This is a genomic window from Amycolatopsis sp. M39, from assembly GCF_001651785.1.
GTDB classification, from domain to species: Bacteria; Actinomycetota; Actinomycetes; order Mycobacteriales; family Pseudonocardiaceae; genus Amycolatopsis; species Amycolatopsis rubida.
In genome coordinates, this window is sequence record NZ_LWSF01000003.1 from 273,763 (window position 1) to 296,546 (window position 22,784).

General features: G+C 69.3%; 20 protein-coding genes and 1 pseudogene. 9 read left to right on the forward strand and 12 right to left on the reverse strand.

Annotated elements, in window-relative coordinates; translation table 11 throughout:
- Positions 1–17: 17 nt before the first annotated feature.
- Both cydD and A4R44_RS10095 read left to right on the forward strand, forming a co-directional pair.
- Positions 18–3,533, forward strand: coding sequence for a thiol reductant ABC exporter subunit CydD (gene cydD / locus A4R44_RS10090; protein ID WP_067578777.1), 3,516 nt, complete (start codon positions 18–20; stop codon positions 3,531–3,533).
- A 70-nt stretch (positions 3,534–3,603) separates the two neighbouring features.
- A complete protein-coding gene (locus tag A4R44_RS10095; RefSeq protein WP_095213262.1) occupies positions 3,604–4,785 on the forward strand; it encodes a GAF domain-containing sensor histidine kinase in 1,182 nt (393 codons plus the stop codon).
- A gap of 1,444 nt (positions 4,786–6,229) precedes the next feature.
- Here the strand turns inward: A4R44_RS10095 and A4R44_RS10100 are convergent.
- Positions 6,230–7,369, reverse strand: coding sequence for an epoxide hydrolase family protein (locus tag A4R44_RS10100; RefSeq protein WP_067578559.1), 1,140 nt, complete (start codon positions 7,367–7,369; stop codon positions 6,230–6,232).
- Between the two features lie 59 nt (positions 7,370–7,428).
- On the opposite strand from A4R44_RS10100, the gene A4R44_RS10105 reads away from it, so the two are divergent.
- The gene (locus tag A4R44_RS10105; RefSeq protein WP_067578561.1) at positions 7,429–8,385 is read left to right on the forward strand and encodes a YafY family protein; all 957 of its coding nucleotides are present in this window, start codon (positions 7,429–7,431) and stop codon (positions 8,383–8,385) included.
- Position 8,386: 1 nt separating this feature from the next.
- Here the strand turns inward: A4R44_RS10105 and A4R44_RS10110 are convergent, their stop codons facing one another.
- Both A4R44_RS10110 and A4R44_RS10115 read right to left on the reverse strand, forming a co-directional pair.
- Complete coding sequence (locus A4R44_RS10110; protein WP_009085782.1) at positions 8,387–9,013, reverse strand: response regulator transcription factor; 627 nt, start codon at positions 9,011–9,013, stop codon at positions 8,387–8,389.
- A gap of 61 nt (positions 9,014–9,074) precedes the next feature.
- A complete protein-coding gene (locus A4R44_RS10115; protein WP_067578564.1) occupies positions 9,075–9,890 on the reverse strand; it encodes an excalibur calcium-binding domain-containing protein in 816 nt (271 codons plus the stop codon).
- A 203-nt stretch (positions 9,891–10,093) separates the two neighbouring features.
- Between A4R44_RS10115 and A4R44_RS10120 the strand changes: the two genes are divergently transcribed.
- The gene (locus tag A4R44_RS10120) at positions 10,094–11,506 is read left to right on the forward strand and encodes a 3'-5' exonuclease (RefSeq protein ID WP_232791558.1); all 1,413 of its coding nucleotides are present in this window, start codon (positions 10,094–10,096) and stop codon (positions 11,504–11,506) included.
- On the opposite strand, the gene A4R44_RS10125 is transcribed toward A4R44_RS10120, so the two are convergent.
- Positions 11,495–11,815: a nucleotide pyrophosphohydrolase gene (locus A4R44_RS10125; RefSeq protein ID WP_067578566.1), complete on the reverse strand. Its 321-nt coding sequence runs from the start codon at positions 11,813–11,815 to the stop codon at positions 11,495–11,497. The genes A4R44_RS10120 and A4R44_RS10125 overlap by 12 nt on opposite strands.
- 106 nt (positions 11,816–11,921) lie before the next feature.
- On the opposite strand from A4R44_RS10125, the gene A4R44_RS10130 reads away from it, so the two are divergent.
- Complete coding sequence (locus A4R44_RS10130; protein ID WP_232791559.1) at positions 11,922–12,743, forward strand: hypothetical protein; 822 nt, start codon at positions 11,922–11,924, stop codon at positions 12,741–12,743.
- Here the strand turns inward: A4R44_RS10130 and A4R44_RS10135 are convergent.
- The 4 genes from A4R44_RS10135 to A4R44_RS10145 form a co-directional block, all read right to left on the reverse strand.
- Positions 12,740–14,293, reverse strand: a complete 1,554-nt coding sequence (locus tag A4R44_RS10135; RefSeq protein WP_067578570.1) for a hypothetical protein — start codon at positions 14,291–14,293, stop codon at positions 12,740–12,742. The two genes, A4R44_RS10130 and A4R44_RS10135, sit on opposite strands and share 4 nt — an antisense overlap.
- A 34-nt stretch (positions 14,294–14,327) precedes the next feature.
- The gene (locus A4R44_RS48905; protein ID WP_009085794.1) at positions 14,328–14,477 is read right to left on the reverse strand and encodes a hypothetical protein; all 150 of its coding nucleotides are present in this window, start codon (positions 14,475–14,477) and stop codon (positions 14,328–14,330) included.
- A 163-nt stretch (positions 14,478–14,640) separates the two neighbouring features.
- Complete coding sequence (coaA, locus tag A4R44_RS10140) at positions 14,641–15,576, reverse strand: type I pantothenate kinase (protein WP_067578572.1); 936 nt, start codon at positions 15,574–15,576, stop codon at positions 14,641–14,643.
- 133 nt (positions 15,577–15,709) lie between these two features.
- A complete protein-coding gene (locus A4R44_RS10145) occupies positions 15,710–16,333 on the reverse strand; it encodes a macro domain-containing protein (RefSeq protein WP_067578574.1) in 624 nt (207 codons plus the stop codon).
- A gap of 98 nt (positions 16,334–16,431) precedes the next feature.
- Here A4R44_RS10145 and pheA point away from each other — a divergent pair, with 98 nt between their 5' ends.
- The 3 genes from pheA (at position 16,432) to A4R44_RS10160 (ending at position 18,853) form a co-directional block, all read left to right on the forward strand.
- On the forward strand, positions 16,432–17,337 hold the full coding sequence (gene pheA, locus A4R44_RS10150) for a prephenate dehydratase (RefSeq protein ID WP_067578785.1): 906 nt from the start codon (positions 16,432–16,434) through the stop codon (positions 17,335–17,337).
- 82 nt (positions 17,338–17,419) lie between these two features.
- Positions 17,420–18,037, forward strand: a complete 618-nt coding sequence (locus A4R44_RS10155; protein WP_067578576.1) for a histidine phosphatase family protein — start codon at positions 17,420–17,422, stop codon at positions 18,035–18,037.
- A 150-nt stretch (positions 18,038–18,187) separates the two neighbouring features.
- Positions 18,188–18,853 (forward strand): DUF4232 domain-containing protein, encoded by a 666-nt coding sequence (locus A4R44_RS10160; protein WP_067578578.1) that lies wholly within the window; start codon positions 18,188–18,190, stop codon positions 18,851–18,853.
- 21 nt (positions 18,854–18,874) lie between these two features.
- Here A4R44_RS10160 and A4R44_RS10165 read toward each other — a convergent pair whose 3' ends face one another.
- From A4R44_RS10165 to A4R44_RS10180, 4 genes and pseudogenes are all read right to left on the reverse strand, one after another.
- Positions 18,875–19,333 (reverse strand): hypothetical protein, encoded by a 459-nt coding sequence (locus A4R44_RS10165; RefSeq protein WP_067578580.1) that lies wholly within the window; start codon positions 19,331–19,333, stop codon positions 18,875–18,877.
- Between the two features lie 56 nt (positions 19,334–19,389).
- Positions 19,390–20,631 (reverse strand): MFS transporter, encoded by a 1,242-nt coding sequence (locus A4R44_RS10170; protein ID WP_198545235.1) that lies wholly within the window; start codon positions 20,629–20,631, stop codon positions 19,390–19,392.
- 153 nt (positions 20,632–20,784) lie between these two features.
- A pseudogene (locus A4R44_RS10175) lies at positions 20,785–21,142 on the reverse strand (metallopeptidase family protein).
- Positions 21,143–21,145: 3 nt separating this feature from the next.
- Complete coding sequence (locus A4R44_RS10180; protein ID WP_067578584.1) at positions 21,146–22,135, reverse strand: septum formation family protein; 990 nt, start codon at positions 22,133–22,135, stop codon at positions 21,146–21,148.
- 97 nt (positions 22,136–22,232) lie between these two features.
- On the opposite strand from A4R44_RS10180, the gene A4R44_RS10185 reads away from it, so the two are divergent.
- Positions 22,233–22,784, forward strand: a 552-nt coding sequence (locus A4R44_RS10185; protein WP_067578788.1) for a hypothetical protein, incomplete at its 3' end; no start/stop codon positions are given.

Here is a 22,784-nt window from a genome sequence, read left to right on the forward strand (position 1 = left end):
CCGCCACCGGGTCCCCCATGGACCCTGTGCGGCCGGGCAAGGGTCCGCTCGGCGCGCTCTCGGCCTTGGGGCCAGCCGCGCGCCGAGCGCTGATCCTGGTCGCGGTGTTGTCGTTCGGGAACGCGGTTTTCCTTGTCGGACAAGCTTTTCTGCTGGCGGACATCCTCGCGGACGTAGTCTCCCGGGGGCTGGGGGAAGGGGGCCGCACCGTCCAGCTGACTGTTCTGTTCGCGCTCGTCGTGGGCCGCGCAGGCACCAGCTGGGCGGTGCGGGTGGTCTCCGCCCGCGCCGCCGCGACCGCGCAACGCGACCTGCGCGCCCGCGTCGTCGACCACGCGTTGCGCCTCGGCCCGGAATGGCTCGCCCGCCGCGGCCACGGCGAACTCACGACCCTCGTGACACGTGGCCTCGACGCACTCGATTCCTATTTCCGCGAGTACCTGCCCGCGCTTGTCACTGCCGCGGTCGTCCCGGTCGCGGCAGGCGCGGCGATCCTGTGGACAGATTGGCCGTCGGCGGTGATCATCGCCGCGACGGTCCCGTTGCTGCCGATGTTCGCGGTCCTGGTCGGAAAATTCACCGCCGACCGCGTTTCCGGCGCCACGGACGCGGTGCACCGGATGTCCGGCCTGCTGCTTGAACTGGTGCGGGCGTTGCCAGTGCTCACCGCGTTCCGGCGGGCTGAGGCACAGGCCGAAACCGTGCGGAAACTGTCGGACCGGCATCGTCGCGCGACACTCAAGACGTTGCGAGTCGCGTTCTCCTCGGCGTTCGTGCTCGAACTCGCGGCGACGCTGTCGGTCGCCTTGGTGGCTGTCGTCATCGGCGTCCGGCTGGTGTCGGGATCGCTCCCGCTGGCGATCGGGCTTGGCGTGCTGATCCTCGCTCCCGAGTGCTACCAGCCGATTCGCGCGGTCGGCGCGGCATTCCACGCGAGCGAGGACGGCGTGGAAGCGGTCCGCCGGGTGACCGCGGTGCTCGCGGAGCCAGTCCCGGCCGAAGGAACGCGGACCGCGCCTTGTGGATCGTTGGTTGTGTCTGACCTAAAAGTCGCCCGACGCGGCGGATTCGCTCCCGACGGCGAGAGTTTCTCCGTCCGGCGCGGCCAGATCGTATGGCTGCGCGCGCCGAGCGGTGGCGGCAAATCGACCACGCTCGCGACTCTGCTGGGCTTCGTGCCGTCCTACGACGGGTCGGTGCGGGCCGGTGACGTGCCGCTCGCCGAAGCCGACCTCGAACGGTGGCGCGCTGGTATCGCATGGGTCCCGCAGTCGCCGGTTTTCAGCGGCGGCACAGTGCGGGAAGAGCTCGCCGTCGCTGGATCGGACATCGACACCGTGCTCGGCGAACTGGGCCTGCACGGCCTCGCCGACCGTCCGGTCGACCGGCTTTCCCAGGGACAACGCCAGCGCGTGGCCGTGGCTCGCGCGTTGCTGCGCGTTCAGTCGGACGCGTGGTTGCTGCTGCTGGACGAGCCGACCGCGCACCTGGACGACGTCAACGCGCGGCGGGTCATCGACGCCGTCGAGCGGGCCGTCGAAAACGGTGCGGCGGCGGTAATCGCTGCGCACGAACGTTCTGCCGCAGTTACTGTTTCGGACTCGTCTCCCGCGGCGGTAGTTGAGTCCACCTCAGACACTGTCGATGCCCGGCCGCTTCCCTGGCGGATGTTGCTCGACCGACGGCTGTTCTCCGGTGCCCTGCTAGGCGCATTGGCGCTCTTGGCAGGGATTGCGCTCACCGCGACCTCTGGCTGGCTGATCGCCAAAGCGTCGTCGCAGCCGCCGATTCTGACCTTGACGGTCGCGGTCGTCGGGGTGCGCGCGTTCGGGCTTGGCCGGGCCGGACTCCGGTATGTCGAACGGCTCGTGACGCACGACGCCGCCTTCCGGATCGCCGGACGGTTGCGGGTCCGGCTGTGGAATGCGTTGGTGCGCTTGGGTCCAGCACGAAGCCTCGAAGCCGGAGAGAGCCAGCGCCGGTTGGTGACGGACGTCGACACGGTGCGGGATCTGTTGCCGCGGGTCGTGTCGCCGCCGATCGTGGTCGGGTTGGTCGCGGCCGGGGCTATCGCGGTACAGACGTTAGTGCTGCAGTCGGCCGGTTTGGTGCTGGCCTTGACTGTGCTGGTCGGCTTGGCAGCGCCGGCGGTCGCGTTGCGTTTGGAGCGCCGGGCGACTTCGGCCCTCGCGGCTGGACGGCGTGACGTCGCGGCTCAGGTGCTGGTGCTGTTCTCGTCGGCGGCGGAACTGCTCGCTTATGGCCGGGCGGCTTCGCGTCGCCGTGACCTGGCCTCGACGGACACGCAACTGGCTGCCGACACTCGACGGCAGGCCTTCGGAGCGGGCGCGGCGGATGCGCTGATCACGCTGGCGACCGGGGCAGCCGCGGTGGTCAGCACGATGCTGGCTGCGAGCGCGGTCGGCCGTGGGGAGCTGGCGGGAGTGATGGCTCCGCTGCTGGCGTTGGTGCCGTTGGCTCTGGCCGAGGTGTTGGCGCTGTTGCCGCAGGCGGCGGTGCATGGGGACACGCTGCGAGCGGCTCGGGTTCGGCTCGGCGCGGTGGTCGGCGAGTCGACGGCGGAGAACTCGCAGGGTGCGGCTGGTTCTGCCGGGGGCTCGTACGAAGCAGCTGGCAGCGTGCTTGTTGAGTCGGAAGCGGGGCGTTCGCGCGGTGTGTATGAAGCAGCTGGCAGTGTGATTGTTGAGTCGGAAGCGGGGCGTTCGCGCGGTGTGCATGAAGCAGCTGGCCGCGTGATTGCTAAACCGGTGGTGGGGCGTCCGCGTGGTGCGGCTGGTTCCGTCGGGGGCGCGTACGAAGCAGTACGCCGCGCGAGTGCTGAACCGGTGGACGAGGCGGGCCACGTTGTCGCTCGGTCCGCGGGCGAGCCGGACCGCAATCGCGCGGACGCGGTCCGGTTGCGGGGTGCCGAGCTGGGGTGGCCCGGCGGCGAGGCGGTGCTGAAGGACGTCGAGTTGAGCGTGCCGACCGGGGCTTACGTGGCGGTCGTCGGGCCGAGTGGGGCTGGGAAGTCGACGTTGGTGGCGGCCTTGCTGGGGTTCCTTCAGCCTCGCCGCGGGGAGATCGTCGTGCCGGGGAAGGTGGCTTGGGCGCCGCAGGAGCCGATGCTCGTGTCGACCACTGTGGCGGAGAATTTGCGGCTCGCGGATCCGCTGGCGGAGACGTCCGATTTGCGGTGGGCGCTTGATCAGGCGCAGTTGCCGGAGCTGGATTTGGCGACGGTGCTCGACAGCGCCGGGGCCGGATTGTCCGGCGGACAGGCGCAGCGGGTGGCGTTGGCACGGGCGTTGCTGGCGGCTCCCTCGGCGGAGTTGGTGTTGCTTGACGAGCCGACGTCGCATCTCGACGAGCCGACGGCGCGGGCGCTGCGCGCGATGTTGCATACAGAACTCGCTGGACGGACGGTTGTGCACGTCACGCACAATGCGGATGAAGAGCTGCAAGCGGACATCGTTTTCGAGGTCCGGGACGGGCACGTCGTGCGGCGGGCGTTGCCGCGGGTGGCGGCGTGACGGGGGGTTGTTGGTGACGGTCACGATTTCGGGTCTGGGGCAGGGCTCCGCGCTAAGGTCGGAGTTGCTCATGGACCCGACACTCGCCGCGCGTGCCCTTTCCGCGGCCACGGAGATCACCAGCACCGCGCTGTCCGGGGACGAACCGGAGGGGGTGCTGGAAACAGTCGTGGCCAGAGCTGTCGAACTGGCGGACGCCGACCTCGGCCTGGCGATGGTCAGTGCCGATGACGGACGCGTCGTGGTCGAGGCGGCGTATGGGGTCGACGGCTTTCTCGCCGAGGTGCAGACGGGCGACGGTGAAGGCGGCCCGGTCGGCGAGCTGCGCGGGCTGACGCTCGAAATGGATTCCGCGGCAGGCCAGGTCGCGCGCGGCAGTGAGCCGATCGCGGCGGAGGACTTCATCGTCGATCCGCGCACGGCACCGTATGTGCCGGACGAACTGCGCGGGTACGGACCGTTCGCGGCCGCGCCGTTCGGCTCCGGCGGGCGAGTGCTTGGCGCGCTCACGGTGTATCGACGGCAAGGTCGCGAGCCGTTTTCCGCGGGCACGGTCGAGATGCTCGCGGCGTTCGCGGCGCAGGCCGGGGTGGTGCTCGCGCTGGCGGAGGGCGCGAACGCGCGGCATCGCGTGACCCTCTACCAAGAGCGCGAACGCATCGCCCGCGAGCTGCACGACGTGATCGTGCAACGGCTCTACGGCACCGGCATGCAGCTGGACCGGGTCCGCCGCAACATGCGCAAACGCTTCGCCCAGGCCGATGGGGCCCGGCTGTCCGACGCGATCGACCAGCTGGACCAGACCATCGAGGAAATCCGCGGCACCGTGCGCGCACTGCGCTCGCCGGAGCCACGCCACGACCCGGGAGCCCCGACCGACCTCGCCGAATCCGCGCGCGGCGAAGTGCGCATCGCAGGCGAGCTGCTCGGGTATCCGCCGACCCTGGAGCTGTCGGGCGAGTTCGCCGACATCCCGGCCGAGCGGGCCGACCACATCCGCGCCGCACTGCGCGAGGCACTGTCCAATGTGGTCCGCCACTCCGGCGCGAGCGAGACCCGCGTGACGCTGACCCGCGACGCCGAGGGAGTGAAGCTTCGCGTGCGCGATAACGGATCCGGGGTGCCGCAAGGGGTCGCGACCCGGGGGCTGCGGCATCTGGCCGAACGTGCTGATGCTGCTGGTGGCCGGTTTTTCCTCAATTCTTCGCCGAGTTTGGGGACTTTGGTCGCGTTTGATCTGCCGCTTGAGTGAGCGTTTCGGTGGTCGTGGTGCTGCGCAAGGGTTTCGGTAGCTGCGTTGTGGTGGCGAGTGATGCAGTCCAAGCGCGTCGCGGTGAGCGACGGTAAGACGGCCATGCCGCAACGTTGATACTGCGGCGCGGCGGCTCTCATTGCAGTGGTGACGGGACGTCCGCCACGACGACGCCGCAGTGGTAGTGCGATGATGCCGCGCCGCGACGCGACCACATTGCGCAGTGGCGCACGCCGCCGCACCGCACTGCGCCACGGCGACGTCGCCGCATCATCGCCGACGCGACTGTGCCGCGCCGCTGCAGCGGGATGCGACCGCACTGCCGACGTCGCCGCACTGTGCCGCCGCGACGCCGCACTGTGCTGCGACGCCGTAACACCACACCACGACGCCGCGGCCACGCCACACTGAGCTGCGCCGTCGCCCCGCGCCGTCGCCACACCACAGCCACAGCGCGATGCCGCCGCATTGCGGCGCGCCTCCGCCACGCGACCGCACTGCGACACCGCCACGTTTGCGACGACGCTGCGCCGATGCCGCATCGCGAAACCGCATCGCCGATGCCGCCGCCGCACCGCCGCAACGTCTAAACGCTGCCGCTAGGTCGCAACGCCGCCGCAACGCCGCCGTGCCGCAACGTCGCAACGCCGCCGTGCCGCCGTGCCGCGACGCCGCCGTGCCGCACCGTCGCAACGCCGCCGCACCGTCGCAACGCCGCCGCACCGCGACGCTTCGCGTTACACCGACCGCGGTAACCGCATTGCCATGGCATGCAAGGCAATAGCCCACTCAGCCGCGAGCCCGAAGCGGCAGTTACCGTGCCGCGCGCACGTCGCGGTAACCGCATCGCATCAAGCTGACATTGCATCGGACTCGTCACGTCAGCCGCGTGGCATTGCTTCGTTCTGCACTGTGTCGTCGACCCCGCGTTGCGGCGACCTAGTGTCGTGAAACAGCGCCACGTTGGCCTTGTGTCATTTCGGGCTTGCCGCCTCGAACCCGTCGCTACGCCACCGTCGTCTCGAACCCGCCGCCTCGGATCGCAGCGAACGTGCTGCCTCTGCGTTGCCCTGAATCGTTGCCCTGAATCGCGTTCGTCCCGAATCGCTCGCAGCAAACACGCTGCATCAACCTCGCGCCGCTGTGAACCCGCCGCTGTGAACCCGNCCCCGCCCCGCTGTAACCCCGCCGCTGTGAACCCGCCGCTGTGAACACACTGCGCACCAAGAGATTCAGCCTTCACGAGTCATCGAACACGCTCCTTCCTCGAATTCTCTCGTCTGCCACCGAGCTGTTCCCCATGGTAGCGAAGAATCGAACATCCATTCGGCACTCAATTGGGTGAACCAATCCACGCAAGTCGGCTACCCACAGCTCTGTCCTGGATGCCGAGAACCTCGTCCGCAGCAACGCGGGCGGGGTTGGGACGCGGATTCAGCAGGGGTCAGTCGCGGTTAGCGAAGAAAGCGCGAATATCGCCGGCGAGGAGGCCGGGGCGTTCCATCGCCGCGAAGTGTCCGCCTTCCTCGAAGCGGCTCCAGTGCACGATGGTGGTGTTGTCGCGTTCGGCGAAGGTTCTGATGGTCTGGAAGTCGTCCTTGAACACCGCCACCCCGGTGCGCGCGTCGCTCACCCGCGGCTCGGCCTGCGCGCGGGCGTTCTCCAGGTAGCTGCGGCTCATCCCGGAAGCGGCGTTGGCGAACCAGTTCACGCTCACCTCCAGCAGGATCGTTTCCAGCGGCACGAGCGAGGTCCCGTTGCCGAAGGAGTTGAACAGCTCGCTGTAGGCGAGTAATCCGATCGGGGAGTCGCTGAGGCCAACGGAAACCGTCTGCGGGCGCGAGGCGTTCATCGTGTTGTAGCCACCGACTGATTGAAACCATTGCATGTGCGCGAGGCCGGCGTGGTCGGCCGGTTCGAGGCGTTCGAACTCCGCCGGGTCGCCGGAGGGGAACGAGAACAGCTGCAGAACGTGCAGGCCGAGGAAACCGTCCGGGTTCAGCAGGCCTAGTTCCCTGGCGACCATCGCGCCGTTGTCCGAGCCGTGGATCCCGTAGCTGCCGTACCCGAGGCCGCGCATCAATCGGTCGTACGCGGCGGCGACGCGGGCGACTGTCCAGCCCGGCTCGGCGACGGGCTGGGAGAAGCCGTAGCCGGGCGCGTCGGGGATGACGACGTCGAAGGCGTCCTCGGCGCGGCCGCCGTGCGCGACCGGGTCGACGAGGCGGTCGATCAGGTCTAAGTAATCGACCGACGAGCCGGGGTAGGTGTGCGCGAGCAGCAGCGGCGTCGCGCCGGGGTGGGCGGAGCGGAGGTGGATGAAGTGGAACGTCTGGCCGTCGATCTCGGTGGTGAAGTGCGGGACGGAGTTGATCCGCGCTTCGGCGGCGCGCCAGTCGAAGGCCCGCCACGCTTCGAGCGCTGTCCGCAGGTAGGCGTTCGGGGTGCCGGCGTCCCAGTCGTCGGTCGGCGACGGCTGCGGCAGGCGGGTGCGGGCGAGGCGGTCGTGCAGGTCCGCGAGTTCGGCGTCGGTGATCTCGACGGTGAAGGGGCGGAGGGCGAGGGAGGCGGTCGCGTTCGTCATGAGAAGAACACTAGGAGGCTATTAGGTAGGCTAAGTTCCTAATAGAACAGGGAGTTTCGATGGCCGATCCGACGGCGCGGTTGCTGGCGCTTCTCGCTCTCCTGCAGACCGCCGCTGGGCGGAGCGGCAGGGAACTGTCGGAGCGCCTGGGCGTCTCGGCCCGCACGATCCGGAACGACGTCGAACGGCTGCGTGACCTGGGTTATCCCGTCGAGGCGACGCGCGGGAACGTCGGCGGCTACCGGCTCGGCTCGGGCGGGAAGCTGCCGCCGCTCCTGCTGGACGACGAGGAGGCGGTGGCGGTCGCCGTCGGGCTGCGGGCCGCGGCGGGCGTCTCCGGGATCGAGGAGGCCGGCACGCGAGCGCTCGCGAAGCTCGAACAGGTCCTGCCGTCGAGACTGCGTCCGACGGTCGACGCGCTGCGCTCGACCATCGACCGCGGTCCGGAGAACACTGGCACCGACGCGCCCGATCCGGAGGTCGACGGTGGCGTGCTGCAGGAGGTCGCGCGGGCGATCCGGCACGTCGAATGGCTCCGGTTCGCCTACGCGGACGAGTTGCGGCTGGTCGAGCCGTACCGGTTGCTGAGCTGGCAACGGCGGTGGTACCTGGTCGCTCGCGACCCGCGGGACGGCGACTGGGCGACTTACCGCGTCGACCTGATGCAGCCGCGGATGCCGACCCGTCGCCGGTTCGAGCCGAATCCCCTGCCCGGCGGGGATTACACCGCCTTCGCGATGCGCACGATCGCGGCGAGCGGCTGGCTCGTGCACGCGCGCCTGCGCATCGACGCCCCGGCGGACCAGGTGCTGGCTCGGATCAATCCGACGGTCGGCGTCGTCGAACCCATCGACGAACACCACTGCGTGCTCGTCACCGGCGCGGACAGTTTGGACACCGTGGCTGTCTACATTGGAATGCTGATGATGGACTTCACCGTCGAATCGCCGCCGGAGCTGATCTCGCGGCTGCAACAGCTGTCCGAACGCTACGGCCGCGCCGTCGCGGGCAGCTGATTCACTTGCCGCGCCGGGCAATCCACGCCGCTGCCTGGGTGCGGCGCTGCATGCCGAGCTTCGCGAGCACGGACGTCACGTAGTTCTTCACCGTTTTCTCGGCGAGGAAAAGACGTTCGGCGATTTCGCGGTTCGACAGTCCCTGTCCGATCAGCTCCAGGACGTCGCGCTCGCGGTCGGTGAGGGCGGCCAGCTCGTCGGTCGGTGGATGGCGCAGTTTGTCGAGCACACGAGCGGTGCTGACCGGGTCGAGCAGCGACCGGCCGGCGGCGACCTCGCGGACCGCGTTCACTACGTCCTGGCCGCGAACCTGCTTGAGCAGATAGCCCGAAGCACCCGCCATGATCGCGCCGACCATGGCTTCCTCGTCGTCGAACGCGGTGAGCATGAGGCAGGCCGGCGGATTCGGTTTGGACCGCAGCTCGCGGCAGAGCGTGATGCCGTCGCCGTCCCCGAGCCGAACATCGACGACCGCGACGTCCGGCTCGACGTGCATGGCTACCGCGAGCGCCTCCTCGACGCTCCCGGCCTCGGCGACCACTTCCAGGTCGGCCTCGTCGCTGAGCAGGTCGCGCAGGCCCCGCCGGACGAGTTCGTGGTCGTCTACTAGCAGCACCTGGATCGGCATATCTCCAGGTTACGGGCTGTGCGGCGGTTCGTCTGCCGGTGGTGCCGCAGGACACCAGGAGTTACCGCTCGCAGGCCACGCCGTCGCCGTCGCGGTCCAGTCCGGGACGGTAGCCCGGTTCGCCGCGGTGGAGCGGAGCCGCGTGTGCAGCTTTCGCTGCCGCACAGTTCTTGTAATACACATTGCTCGGCTGCTCAGGTTCCGGCTCGTCCTCGACCGGTGGCGGGGCGGCTTGTTCAGACGTGCGCGGCGGAGGCGGGGGAGCGGGCGTTTCCTTCTGCGGAGTAAAAGTCGGCACCGGCGTCGGCGCAGTGATCATGCCTTTGCACGGTTCCGCCCACACTCCGGTCGCAGCTTGCTGGGCCGTGTCCGCCGCGTTGCGCAGCGAATCGGAGACGACATTGCCGGACAGCCGGGCGTATCCGGCCGAGAGCGCCGCGGTCGCGTAGTCGGTGCCGTCGCTCAAGGCCAATGCGACGCCGTCAGTGGTGTCCGTGGTGATCTTCACCGCCGTACTGGCAAGCTTGTTGTTGGCCCAGACAGTCGTTTCACTTGCGTAGCAGTTGTTTCCGGTCGCCACCTCGATGCCGAGGATGTGCACGGTGCGATGGCTGCCGTCGGAACCGGTCAATTCGACATTGGCCGCGTCGGTGATTTTGTCCACGGTGTAGGTCACCGGCGCCGGGCTGGCCGACGTGGTTGCCGGAGCCGAGGTCGGGAACGAGGTGACTGGTGCGGCGACCGGTTCCGGCGTCGGTGCCGGCTTTCCGAAAACCGCGCCGAGAATGAAGAGAACCGCGAAGACGCTGAGGACGACCGTCAGCCAGGTCGGGGGCTTCAGCTTGGGCCGCGACGGCGGCGCGGGCGTGGAGTGCATTCGGAATTCCTCTTCCTGAGGCGGGTGCCGAATGGTGTTCGCAAAAACGATGGCAAGTGTTACGCGGCAGGGCGGCCAGATTGTCCAGAGCCAAGAAAGAGTCACGGATCTGTCACAAAGACAGCGTTTTCCGTCCGGCCTGTGACGATTCGCCGGCTTCTCGCGATGGTCAGGGGAACTGTCCAGGAGAAAGCGCATCCACGATGGCCGAGCTGATCGAACGACTGTCCCTGTCCTCGACCGGGCAGGTGCCCGCGCGCGACACGGAATTCACCGCACTCGACGTGAAGACGACCGGACTGCACACCGGCCGTGTCCTGGAGGTCGCCGCGATCCGGTTCCGCGGGGACGGGACGTTCCTCGGCGAGTTCGCGACGGTCGTCGCCGCGGACGCGAACCGGCGCAACCCGCACCGCATCACCGCGGCGGAACTGGCTGACGCGCCGGCCTTGGGAGACATCCTCAGCCAGCTGTTCGACCTGTGCCGGGGCGCGGTCGTCGTGGCGCTCGACCTGTCCTCGGTGGAAGGACTCCTGGTCGAGATCAGCCAGTCAGGCGTCCGGCTGCCTCCGCTGCCGGGGATCTCGCTCAAGGACACGGCGAGGGCGGTATTGCCGCTGCCCAACTACCGTCTCGCCACCGTCGCCCGCGCCTTCGGCATCGAGGACTTCCCCGGTTACCTCGCCGAACCGGCCGCCCGGGCGTGCGCGCAGGCGATGATCGCGCTCGTCGGTACGCACGGCCTGCGGTTCGCGCAGCCGGTGCGTTTTCCGGAACTGCCGCGGTACGCGTCCCAAACGGCAGCTCTGCGCCGGTCGGCGGCCGGCGCAGAGAAGGGCTGGATGGCCGAGGCCGTGGACCGGGTTCCCGCGGCAGACGGCGGACCGGTCGCGCAGGCTTACCTCGACCTGCTCGCCGAAGCGGTCGGCGATCAGTTCCTGACCGACGAGGAGATCTGGGCGCTCGCTGCTCTCGCGGCCGAAGCCGGGATGGCCGCGGCAGAGGTACAGCGGATCCACACCGGCTTCGTCGCCGAGCTGCGCCGGGTCGCGGAGGCCGACGGAGTGGTGACCTCCGCCGAGTACCGCGAACTGCGTCAGGTCGCGGACGCGCTCGGGGCGCTGGAAGTGGTGGTGGACCTCAAGGTCACCGCGACCGGAGACAAGCCGACGAGGGTACTGGTGCTCGGCACGACGGCGGACGCGGACCAGTTGCGCGCGCGGGTGCTGTCGGAAGGGTTCCAGCTCGCGAAAAAGCTGACGGGTTCGGTCACACACCTGGTGTACGACGCGGGGGTGCGCGAGTCCGAGCCGCGGCTGTCCCGGGCGCTCGAACTCGGTGCGCACGTCGTCCGGCTGGACCAGGCCGCGGCGCTGTGGGGATTCGTTCCGGCCCCGGAGCCGAGGCACCCGAAAACGCCGTCGAGCCGTGACCGGCTGATCGGGCGGCTGCTGATGGGGGCCGGACTGATCCTGATGATCATCACGGTGATCGCGATGTTCGGCGGCACCGGGGTGGGTCCGGGGATCGTGCTGGCTGTTCTCGCGGCCGGTGCGCTGGTCGGCGGGTGGTACCTCGACGAGACGAAGCGAGCGACGGCCGGGTCAGCGGGCTAGCGGAGGGAACCTCTTCTCGTTCCGGTCCACCTTCGCGTTCGCTGCTTCCAGCAGGTCGATCCCCAGCACATCCGCCAGCCGGACCAGGTACAGCATTACGTCGGCGATTTCGTCTTGGACGTTGAACTCCCGGACCGGGTCCGCGCGCCAGTCCGCGGCTTCCTCCGGGGTCAGCCACTGGAACAGGGCGATCAGCTCGCCTGCTTCGCCGGACAGGGCCATCGTCAGGTTTTTCGGGGTGTGGAACGGTTCCCAGTCCCGGGCGGCGGCGAAGTCGCGGAGGCGCTGGGTGAGCTCGTCTAGGGTCACTGGACCTGACTATCACGCGGTGCTCACCTGGGGTGTCCGGGTTGGGCCGAAAAGAGTACGCCGTTGGCCCACACGCTGGTTACGGGCCATACGGCAGACTGTTCGCGTGAGCGTCCCCGACCCGGTCGAGTACACCGCCAAAATCGGTGCGGTTCTCGATACTGTGCGGCGGCTGCTCGACTCCGGCAGCCGCGCTGATCTCGCGCCGCTCGCCCGGCGGGCGGTGGATGACATCGTGGGCATGCTTGAGCAGCACGGTGCGCTCGCGGCGGACCTCGAGGTGCGGCTTGACCAGGCTGTCGCGTTGTACGCGCGGGCTTGTGCGGCTCGGCCGCCGGATCCGGAGCAGCTCGCGGACTGGGTGCTGGAGGCGGCGTTCAGCGGGCGGGCGGTCGCGGTGGCCGACTTCGCGGCGGCACTCGGGGACGCCGGGCTCGCGCGGATGAAGTCCATGGTGGACGAAATAGCTGGCGCGCCGGGAGAAAAGCTTGAGATCGCGGAGCGGCTGCGGGAGGAGATCGCCGAGGCCAGCGGGGACGTGGACGGGCTGGTCGCCATTCTCGCGGCCAAACCGCCGCGAGTGGACGTCAGCCTCAGGATCGTCCGGGTGTTGCGGGCGGCTGGGCGGCACAGCGAGGCGATCGCGTATGCGGCACGGATGTTGACTCCACAGCGGACAGCGGCCCCGCGAGAAGAAGAGTCCATTCCGGGATACCGCGACCGCATCGAGCAGCTGATCGCGCACAAAGAAGCCAGCGCGTACCGGGAAGCGGCGCAGTGCCTCAAAAAACTGCGCACCCTGCACAAGCAAGCGGGCACGGCGGAGGAGTTCACCGGCTACGTCGCCGAGCTGGTGAACGTCCACCGCCGCAAGACCCGGTTGCTCGCGGAGATCCGGTCGGCCCGGATCGCGCTTCCGAAGGGCTAGAGTTCGGCCAAGGCGGCACGGTAGGCGTCCAGGTCGTAGTCGAGCTGGTTTTCTTCCTCGGTTTCGGTCAACTGTCCTTCGAGGACGGTCACCAGGCGGTCGAGGACGTCGGTGCGGGAAAGGTCCTGCTGTAGCAGGTTCTGCGCGGCGGTCCACACTTCGGCGGGCTCGTCGTCCCACAGCTGGTCCACAATGGACGTCTCAAGGGCGAGGCGGAGGCCGTCCGCGCCGTCGAATTCTTCCGCGGCCAGCGATTCGTGGTACTCCGGGTGTGCGCCGATCACCAGCAGCCGACGCTGTTCCGGGTCGCCGGGGTCGAGGTCGGCCAGTTCCTCGTCACCGATCACTGTGGACAGTTCGGGCACCGCGAACTGGCGGCGGGCCACCACTTCCAGTGCCTCGTCGGCGGATTCAGTGCCGTCGAGGTAGTCGCTGAAGTCCTCTTCCTCGTCGTCGTCCGAGAGGTACTCGCCAAGATACTCGGTGACTTCTTCCAGCAGCGCGGCCGTGGCGACTTCGGACAGTCCGGCGCGAGCCGCGGCCCAGCCTGCCCAGGACAGCACGACCGGGGCGACGGCGTCCTCGTCTTCCAGCTCGTACTCGCCCTCCAGCAAGGATTCGAGGAACCGCGCCAGCTTTTCCGGGCCGACGCGCAGCGGGTTCGCCGGTTCGGTGCGGCAGCCGTGCTCGACCAGCAGGTTGGTGATTTCGCGGGCGGCGTCGGCGTCGGGCAGGTTCGTGCCGGCGAGGAACCGGGTGACCGCTTCCTCGCGTTGCGCGGCAGTCCATTCGGCGACCGGCGGAACCTCGGCCGGGTCCGGCAGCGAACGCGCCCAGGTCAGGGCGATGGCGTGGAACCGCGGGTAGTCCTCGCCGACGTCCGGCTCGTCCAGCGCGTCCGTGGCCGCGATCCCGGACACCAGCAGCCGGTGCGCGTCGGCGGGCTCGATTTTCTCCAGTACGACCAGTTCGCCGTCATCCTCGACCTGCGAGCGCATTTCGGCGAGCACCTCGTGCGGCTCCTCGATGACCACCAGGTCGCGCACCCGGCCGCCCTCGGTGAAGTCCAGCAGCGCGAGCAGGCCGAGCGCGTGGTCGCCGCGGGAAAAGACGCACAGCAGCGACGACTCGTCGCCGTAGACATCCCCGGTGCGCCAGCATTCCCCGACGCTGACCTGCCCGACCTCGGCGGCCCACTCCGGCTCCGGGATGCCCCGGCCGAGCACGACGCCGAGCGCCTCGGCCGCCGCCGAACGCTCCTCTTCGGACTCGGCCAGCACCTTCAGCGCGGCCAGCAGCGCCGCCGCGCCGGGCGTGATCTTGCGCTGCGCGAACGCGATCAGCTCCAGTCCGAGCTGGCTTTCCGGTTCGTCCTCCACGACGACGTCCCGCCACTGCCCGACGACCTCGGAACCGAGCAGGTCGATGTCGAACGGACCGGGCTCGGCCGCGACCGCGGAGAAGTCCCGCAGCACGTCCTTGAACAGACCGTTGACGCTGGGGGCGGTGGGTAGGGAACTCTTCTTGCGCGCGCGGCTCACCGGACTCATGCCGCACATCTTGCCTGGACCCGAAGCTCGGGCCTCAGCTGGTCGGCTCCGCCGTGCCGCGTGCCTTCACACGCCGTTCGCGCAGTGCGTCGTCGAAGTCGACGACGAACGCCCCCGCGGCCATCGCGACCAGCAGCGTCAATCCCAATACCGCGCCGACCCAGGTCAGGACGATAGTCAACATCGTGGCCTCCTTTGCAGGTCAAGTGCGACTTCCTGCTGCTTTCAGGGTCGCTTGCGGACCGAGGCGCTGGTATCGGCCAAGTGGTTACGAAGACTCTGGCCGATTGGTCAATTACTCCGGCCGCTGTGCAGAACGAGGCCAGAGAGACGCGTGTGGGTGAAAGTCAGAGTTTCCGCAATCGAACACGGTTGATGGCGTGGTCGGCGTCCTTGCGGAGCACGAGAGTCGCACGGGGCCGAGTCGGCTTGATGTTCTCCATCAGATTCGGCTCGTTGATGGTGCGCCACAGGTGCCGCGCCTCTTCGCGGGCCTCGTCGTCGGGCAGGCCGGCGAAGTGGTGGAAGTGCGAGGCGGGATCGGCGAACGCGGTGTGCCGCAGCTTCAGGAATCGCTCGACGTACCAGTGCTCGATGTCGTCGATGTGCGCGTCGACGTAAATCGAGAAGTCGAACAGATCCGAGACGGTCAGGCTCGGGCCGGGCTGCAGGACGTTCAGCCCCTCGATGATGAGGATGTCCGGCCGCTCCACGACCTGTTCCTGGTCCGGGAGGATGTCGTAGGCCAGGTGCGAGTACACCGGCGCGGACACCCGCTCGGCCCCGGACTTCACCTCGGTGACGAACCGCAGCAGCGCGCGCCGGTCGTAGCTTTCCGGGAAACCCTTGCGGTGCATGATCCCGCGCCGGGTCAGCTCGGCACGCGAGTAGAGGAACCCGTCGGTCGTCACGAGGTCGACGCGCGGGTGGTCGGGCCAGCGGGCGAGCAGGGTGCGCAGGATCCGGGCGGTGGTCGATTTGCCGACCGCGACGCTGCCCGCGATGCCGATCACGAACGGCGCCTTGGTGCCCCGGCAGTCCTCGCCGAGAAATGTCGTGGTGGCCTCGTACAGCTGCTGCCGGGCCTTCACCTGGAGATTGATCAGCCGCGAAAGCGGCAGGTACACGTCGGCGACCTCGGCGAGATCGATCTGCTCCCCGAGCCCGCGGAGCCGGACCAGCTCGTCCGCGGTCAGCGGCAGCGGAGTGGAGCTGCGCAGCTCCCGCCACTGTTCCCGATGCAGCTCTACATAAGGGCTGAGTTCACGGACCCGTGTGGGCATCGCACACTCCTCGGCCGTCGCCTGCGCTGGCTCCGTCTGCGCTACTTCCGTAACGCCGTATCAACGGTAGGGCTTACCGCGCGTGAACGCGCTGTGATGTGATGCACGCACCCTTGAGCCGGCAGATATTCGGTCACCGAAGGTGACCGTCGGCCCCGAAAACCTCCTGCCACGCGGCGGCGACCTGCCGGGCGCACGTGGCCGGGGCCACGCCGCCGACGCCGGTGCCGAGCCCGGGCATCGCGATCGTCCGCACGGCCGAGGCGACCGGGCCGGAATCCAGCTGTCCGCGCTGCCATTGCAGGAACACCGCGCGCGCCGCGAGATACGGGTGGACGGTGTCGGCGGGCAGCCGTTCGCCGGGTTCGCGCATGGTCGGCGCGCTGATCAGCCACGCCGGTTCGGATTCGCCGGTCGGGACGATCACCGACTCGCCGATCGGCAGCTCACCGCCGTAGGAAGCCAGTACCGCGCTGCGCACGCTCTGCTCGATGCCGGGAAACGCCCGCGCGTAGACGGCGTCGATCCCGCCGCGCATCCAGCCGTAGGAGTTGGCCGGGCTGACCACCGCCTGGGCGGAGATGTCGAGCACCGAACCGCGGTGCACCCGGACGGAGCCGCCGAAACCCGCCACGGCGGAGGTCCACGCCGCGGCCAGCGGTTCATCGACGGCGCACAGCACTAATTCCGGCGTTCGGGGAGAACCCGGCGAAACGGCTTCCCCGTGCCCGGCGTGTGTGCCTGAGTCGGCGGTCACCCTTCCAGCATGGCAAAAAACGCCACCCGGCGTAACTGGTTTAGCCACCGGCTGTCCGAGTGAAAAGCGCCACGCGCGCGGTCGCTAGCCTGACCTTCGTGTTGCGGATCGCGTATTTCGGCCCTCAGGGCACGTTCACCGAGCAGGCCGCCCGCGCGCTCGCGCCGGGCGAGGACCTGACCCCCTACGAGACCGTCCGGCTGGCGTTGCAGGCCGTCCGCGACGGAGCCGCGGACGCCGCGTGCGTGCCCATCGAGAATTCCGTCGAGGGCGTGGTGCCCACGACACTCGACGGGCTCAGCGACGGGGACCCGCTCGTCGCCACGGCCGAGACGATCCTGCCCATCCACTTCAGTGTGCTCAAACGGCCGGGCAGCGGCGAAATCCGCACCGTCGCGAGCCATCCGCACGCGCTCGCACAGGTGCGCGAGTGGCTGGAGGCGAACCTGCCGGACGCCACCCCGGTCGCCTCGTCGTCCACCGCGGCGGCGGCGGTCGGCGTGGTCGAGGGCGATTTCGACGCGGCGGTGTCCGCGCCGGTCGCGATCGAGCACTACCCGCTGGAGGAGCTGGCGACCGGCGTCGCCGACGTCCGCGACGCGCAGACCCGGTTCCTGATGGTGCGCCGCCCCGGCGAACTGCCCGCGCCCACCGGCGCCGACCGCACCTCGATCGTCGCGGCCGCGGTCAACCGCACCGGGACGCTGTCGGATCTGCTGGTCGAACTGGCCGGCCGCGGGATCAACCTGACCCGGATCGACGCCCGGCCGACCCGCAGCAACTTCGGCGAATACCGGTTCTTCATCGACTTCGAGGGCCACGTCGCCGAACCCCGGATCATCGACGCGATGACCGCCCTGCGCCGCCGCTGTCACCTGCGGTTTCTTGGCTCGCACCCGCGGGCGGACGAGGTCGCGGCCACCATCGAGGAGGGCGCGGGGAACCAGGATTTCCTCGACGCGCAGGCGTGGGTCGACGCGGTTTTGAAGGGAGAGGGCGCATGAGCGCAGCTTGCCAGCGAATCATCGCTGTTCATGCCGTTGGCTCCAGGCTTGCCAGCGTGAAACTCCTCAAGAAGGCGACGGCATGAGGCTGCTGCTGGTCCGGCATGGACAGACCGAGGGCAACGTCCGCCGCGCGCTGGACACCGCGTTGCCCGGTCCGCCGCTCACCGAACTCGGCCGCGAGCAGGCTGCGGCGCTCGCTGAGCAGCTGCGAGCCGAGCCGATCGTGGCGGTGTACGCGTCGGAAGCAGTGCGTGCGCAGCAGACCGCGGCTCCGCTGGCCGAGGCGTTCGGGTTCGAGGTGCAGGTGATCGAAGGTGTCAAGGAGGTCGACGCCGGCGATCTAGAGGGCAACACCGATACAGACTCGATCGGCGTCTACCTGCGCGTGGTGAAGGCGTGGACCGAAGGCGACTTCGACGTCCCGATCCCCGGTGGGGAGACCGGCACGCAGGTGCGCGAGCGGATGCTCGGCGCGGCGAACGAGCTGCGGGCCAAGCACGAGCAAACTTCGCCGGATGGGGTGATCGTGCTGGTCAGCCACGGTGGAGCGATCCGGCTCGCGGGGGAGTGGCTGGCCTCGAATGTGCCTGTTGAGCTGGCGAACGAGGCTTTGATACCGAATACGAAGTTCGTTGAGCTGGAGGCGACGGAGAGCGGGTGGGAGTGCCGTCGCTGGGTGGACACGCGGCTCTCGTGAGGGCTTGATCACTCGTGCGGGGAAACGCTGAGTGAAGCCGGGCCGGGCGGGGAAGTCATCCGAGGCGGGGCAACCTGACCTGGACGTGAAACGTCCACCGGATGAGGTTCCACCTAGTTCGGCGTTCACCAGCACAGCGAGGCGAGTGAGATGGCAAACACGAAGAAACCGTGGTTTTCCCTGGTCTTCCTGTCCGCAGTGGGCGCGTCGGGGGCGCTGCTGCTTTCCGCGTGCGGCCAAGGTTCCCCCGCCGCGAGCGGGCCGGCGAGTTCGGACACCCCGTCCAGCGCCCCGATGTCGTCGGCACCGTCCGCCGCGTCGTCCGCTCCTTCTTCCGCGTCGTCCGCCCCGAGCGGAGGTACGGCGCCCGTGGAGAAGCCGCCAGCCGACAACGGCCTGTGCAAGGCCGGGGACGTGTCCCTGTCGCTGGGCGGCGGCGACGCCGGCGCGGGCTCGGAGTACCGGTCGCTGCTGATCAAGAACACCAGCGGCAAGCCGTGCACCATCCAGGGCTTCCCGGGCGTGTCCTACGTCGGCGGCGAAAACGGCACCCAGATCGGTCCGGCCGCCGAGCGCGACGGCACCAAGGGCGCGCCGGTGAAACTGGCTCCCGGCCAGACCGCCGCGGCCGACGTGCAGTTCGCGCAGGTGCGCAATTTCGACCCAGGCGTCTGCAAGCCGACGCAGGTCAAGGGCCTTCGCGTGTACCTGCCGCAGGAGACCGCGTCGAAGTTCGTGCCGCTCGACGGCCTTGGCTGCGCGGGCACGAGCATCCCGGGCAAGCAGCTCGGCGTGAAGACCGTGCACAAGGCCTGACCGGGTGCTCTGCGCGTGGGGTCAGCCCCGCGCGCAGAGTTGTTCCGCCTGGACGACGGCGGCCTGCCCGTCGCGGTTGTCGAAACGGCTGCTGAGCACCATCTTGTTCACCGCGTCGAGGGCTTTGGCCAGCGGCTGGTAGTTGCCGTCGAAGGTCGCCGCCGCTGTGGCCAGCTCCATCGAGCCGGTGACCCGGTGCACCGCGTCGTCGGACATGCGGGTGAACTGCGCGGCGTCGACGCCGCCGGTGGTGTCCGGGATGTGCCCGGCGCGGGCGAACGCGGCGCAGGCGGCCGCGGCGTCGACATTCGCTCCGGCGCGCTGGCCGGACAGCCCCCACAACAGCCCGAGCACGCATCCGCCGAGCACGAATCCGGCGACCGCGGCGAGGACGAGCGGCCGACGGGAGGCGGGCGGGGGCGAGTCCAGCTCGGTGTCGCGGTCATCGTCCGGCAGCGGCGGGGTGTCGAGCGCGGTCATCACGTACCTCCGGCGGCCGGGGTGAGGTGTTATTTCAGCACCAAAACCGTGCCGGATCACTGCTGCGAACGGACTCCGTCGCCGGTCGAGGCCGTTTTGTCATCGAGCGGGTGCCCGCGCAGCGCGAACAGTGCATAACCGGTCACGAACAGCAGCAGCAGGCCGGACGCGGCGAAGGTGCCGCCCGCCGAACCGAGCAGCTTGGTGAGCAATCCGCCGAGCAGCGCGCCGAGCGGGATCGCGCCCCAGACGACGGTGCGCCAGACCCCGAGCACACGGCCAAGCAGTTCGCCCGGCACGAGGGTGTGGCGCGCGGTCGCGAGCACGACGTTGACCGCCACCACCGCCGCCGCGAACACGCCGAACAGCACCGCGGACACCGCCGGCTGGCGCACCAGGCCCATGCCGCCGAAGCCGAGCGCGCAGAACAGCACCCCGCCGACCAGAACCGCCCGCCGTCCGACGCGCCGGACCAGCCGCGGCGTCAGCCCAGCACCGAGCAACCCGCCCGCACCGCCGACGAACGCGAAAGCGCCGAAGGTCGCGTCGGACAAATGCAGGTCTTCCAGCGCGTACAGCACCAGCTGCGCCTGGGCCAGCTCGCTGATCAGGCTGAGCAGACCGGCGATCGCGAGCAGCCGCGGCAGCAGCGAATGCCGTCGCAGCCAGCGGAAGCCGTCCGCGAAATCCGCCCGGATGTGCGACTTGGTTTCCTGCCGCGGCCGGTAGCTGCCCGCCATGCCCAGCAGCACCGCGGCGCCGACCGCGAACCCGGCCGACGAGAGCAGGAACGGGAAGACCGCGAACATCGCGAAGGTAGCGCTGCCGACCGGGCCGCCGAGGAACGTCTGGCCGACGATCTCGCACGCCTGCAGCTTGCTGTTCGCGCTCTCCAGCCGGTCCGCCTCGACCAGCGCGGGCGGCAGCACGTTCGCCGCGCTCTCCGCGACCGTCTCCGCGATGCCGACGAGCAGCGACGCGACGTAGATCGTCCAGATCTCCACCGAACCGAACGCGAGCAGCGCGGTGACCGCGGCGACCACGAGCGCGCGCATCGCGTTCGCGGCGATCATCGCCTTCTTGCGGTCGATCCGGTCGACGAGCGTGCCCGCCGGGATGGCGAACAGCAGCCACGGCAGGAACTGCACTGCCGACAGCGCGGCGATCTCCACCGGATCGCGGGTCAGCGTGGTGGCCAACAGCGGGAAAGCGACCTTGGCGATGCCGTCGGCGAGGTTCGACGTGCCGCTTGAGGCGAGCAGCCAGCGAAGCCGGCTGTCCGTCTGGCGATGCGACACGAACCACCTCACAAGGAAAGGAAACGCCCTGGTGAGGCCAGTCTAGGGAGATCGGCCGCGTTCTGTGATGCTTCGGTGACCTTCGGTGGTTTCCGCAGTTGCGGCGCGGTGTCGATCAGGGAAGAGCAACGGGTTGGCGGGGTGCCGCCGGAATCAGCCCCAGCCGAGCTCGTGCAGCCGCTCGTCGTCGATGCCGAAGTGGTGGCCGAGTTCGTGCATCACCGTGATCAGCACTTCCTCGACGACGTCGTCCTCGGTGTCGCAGATGTCGAGGATCGGCNATCGGCTCGCGGTAGATCGAGATCCGGTCCGGCAGCGCCCCGCTGTAGTGGCTGGTGCGCTCGGTGAGCGCGATGCCGTGATAGAGCCCGAGGATGTCCGGTGCTTCCTCGTTGAAGTCCTCGACCAGCACCACGACGTTGTCCATCGCCGCGGCGAACTCCGCGGGCACCTGGTCGAGCGCGTCGGAGACCAGTTCCTCGAACCGCGCCTGGCTCATCTCGACGGGCACGGCTCAGTTGCCTCCGCCGGAACCGGAGCTGGAACTGGGCGGCGGGCTCTGCTGCTGGCCGGAAGAGTTCGACGCCCCGCTCTTCACGCTTCCGGTGACGGCCTGGAATCCGCTGCCGTCCTGCAGCGTGGCCGCGACCTTGCAGTTGACCTTGGTGGACCCGGCGTCCCAGCTCTCCTGCTCGCGCGAGTCCCAGCCCAGCGTGAGCTTCTTCGCGGAAAGGTCGGCGCTGCCGGTGTAGTCCTTCGCGGCCTTGTTGCATTCGGTGTCGAGCCAGGACTTCTGGTCGTCCAGCTTGGGGTAGCCGTCCTTGAAGTGCGCGGCGAGGTCGAGCGTCGCGATGATCTCGTACGAGTGCGGCTTGCCGCAGTCGATCGGGTCGCCGACGCCCTTGCCCGCGAGCGCGAGACAGGTGCCCGGGGCCCACACCATCGACTGGTCCTGAGTCTTCGCCGCGCCGGTGGTGGGCTGCAGCGTTCCGCCCGGACCGGCGAACTGCAGGCCGCAGCGCAGCTGGCGGTCGCCGTCTGACCACTGCGCCGACGTGGGCCGCAGCAGGTTGGTGGTGAGCTTGCCGTACGGGTCGAGCGGGTGGCCGAGATACGGCCGCACATCGGCGTTGCACTGCTGCTGCGCGATGTCCTGCCACTGGTCGAGGCTCGGGAACGGAGCCTGCTGCGGGTACTTCGCGCCGATGTCGACCACGGTCGTGACCTCGAACAGGTGCGGCTGCGTGCACGGCACCTGGTGCGCGTCGGAGGCGTCCTTGGCGCTCCAGGTCAGGCAGGTGCCCGGCGGCGAGTGGAACGCCTGCTGGGCGGCTTCGCTGAGCTTGCCCTCGCCGCCGCCCGCGCCGCCGGCGAGCGTGTCGGTCCAGGAGAAGGCGACGCTCAAGGCCAGCGCGATGACCGCGCCGAAGAACACCCCGGCCATCACCACGCGGGTGGTCAGGGTCTGCATGCGCGAAGGGAACCGCTCGGAGCCTGGGGACATCAATACCCATGATGCCCGCGCCGCATGAACCGCGCGTGTGCCGGGTCGATTAGGGTGGAACGCGGGGTATGCAGTGCTGGGGGATTACGGAGCGCACATGACGCAGGACGACAACAGCGGCGTGCAGCCGCCCGAGGAGCCGAAGAAGCCGGGTTCGATGCGGTTCCAGGACGCGAACACGCAACCGCGGCAGCCCTCGGTGGCCGAACAACGGGCCCGCAAGCAGGCCATCGCCGACCAGGAACGCGAACGGCAGGCAGCGGTCGCGGCACGGGAGGCGGCGGATGCGAAAGCGGCCACCAAACGCAAGATCCTGATCGGCAGCGGGGTCACCGTCGGTCTCGTCGGGCTGGTCGCGACGTTCTACACGATCGCGAAGCCCGCCGAGGTCACCGCGTCCTGCGTCACGTCCGACGGGGTCATCCAGGACGACAAGTACTGCGACGAGAGCTACGCGAGCAGCCACGGCGGGCACTACAGCGGCGGGTTCTGGTTCATCCCGATCCCGGGTGGCGGGTACACCCAGTACCGCTACAACTACGGCGGTACCGGCACGCTCGGGCAGCGCGTCTCCGGCGGCAGTTACACCGCGCCGTCGGGCAACACCAACGTTTCGACCAAGTCGGGCACCAGCGTCCAGCGCGGCGGG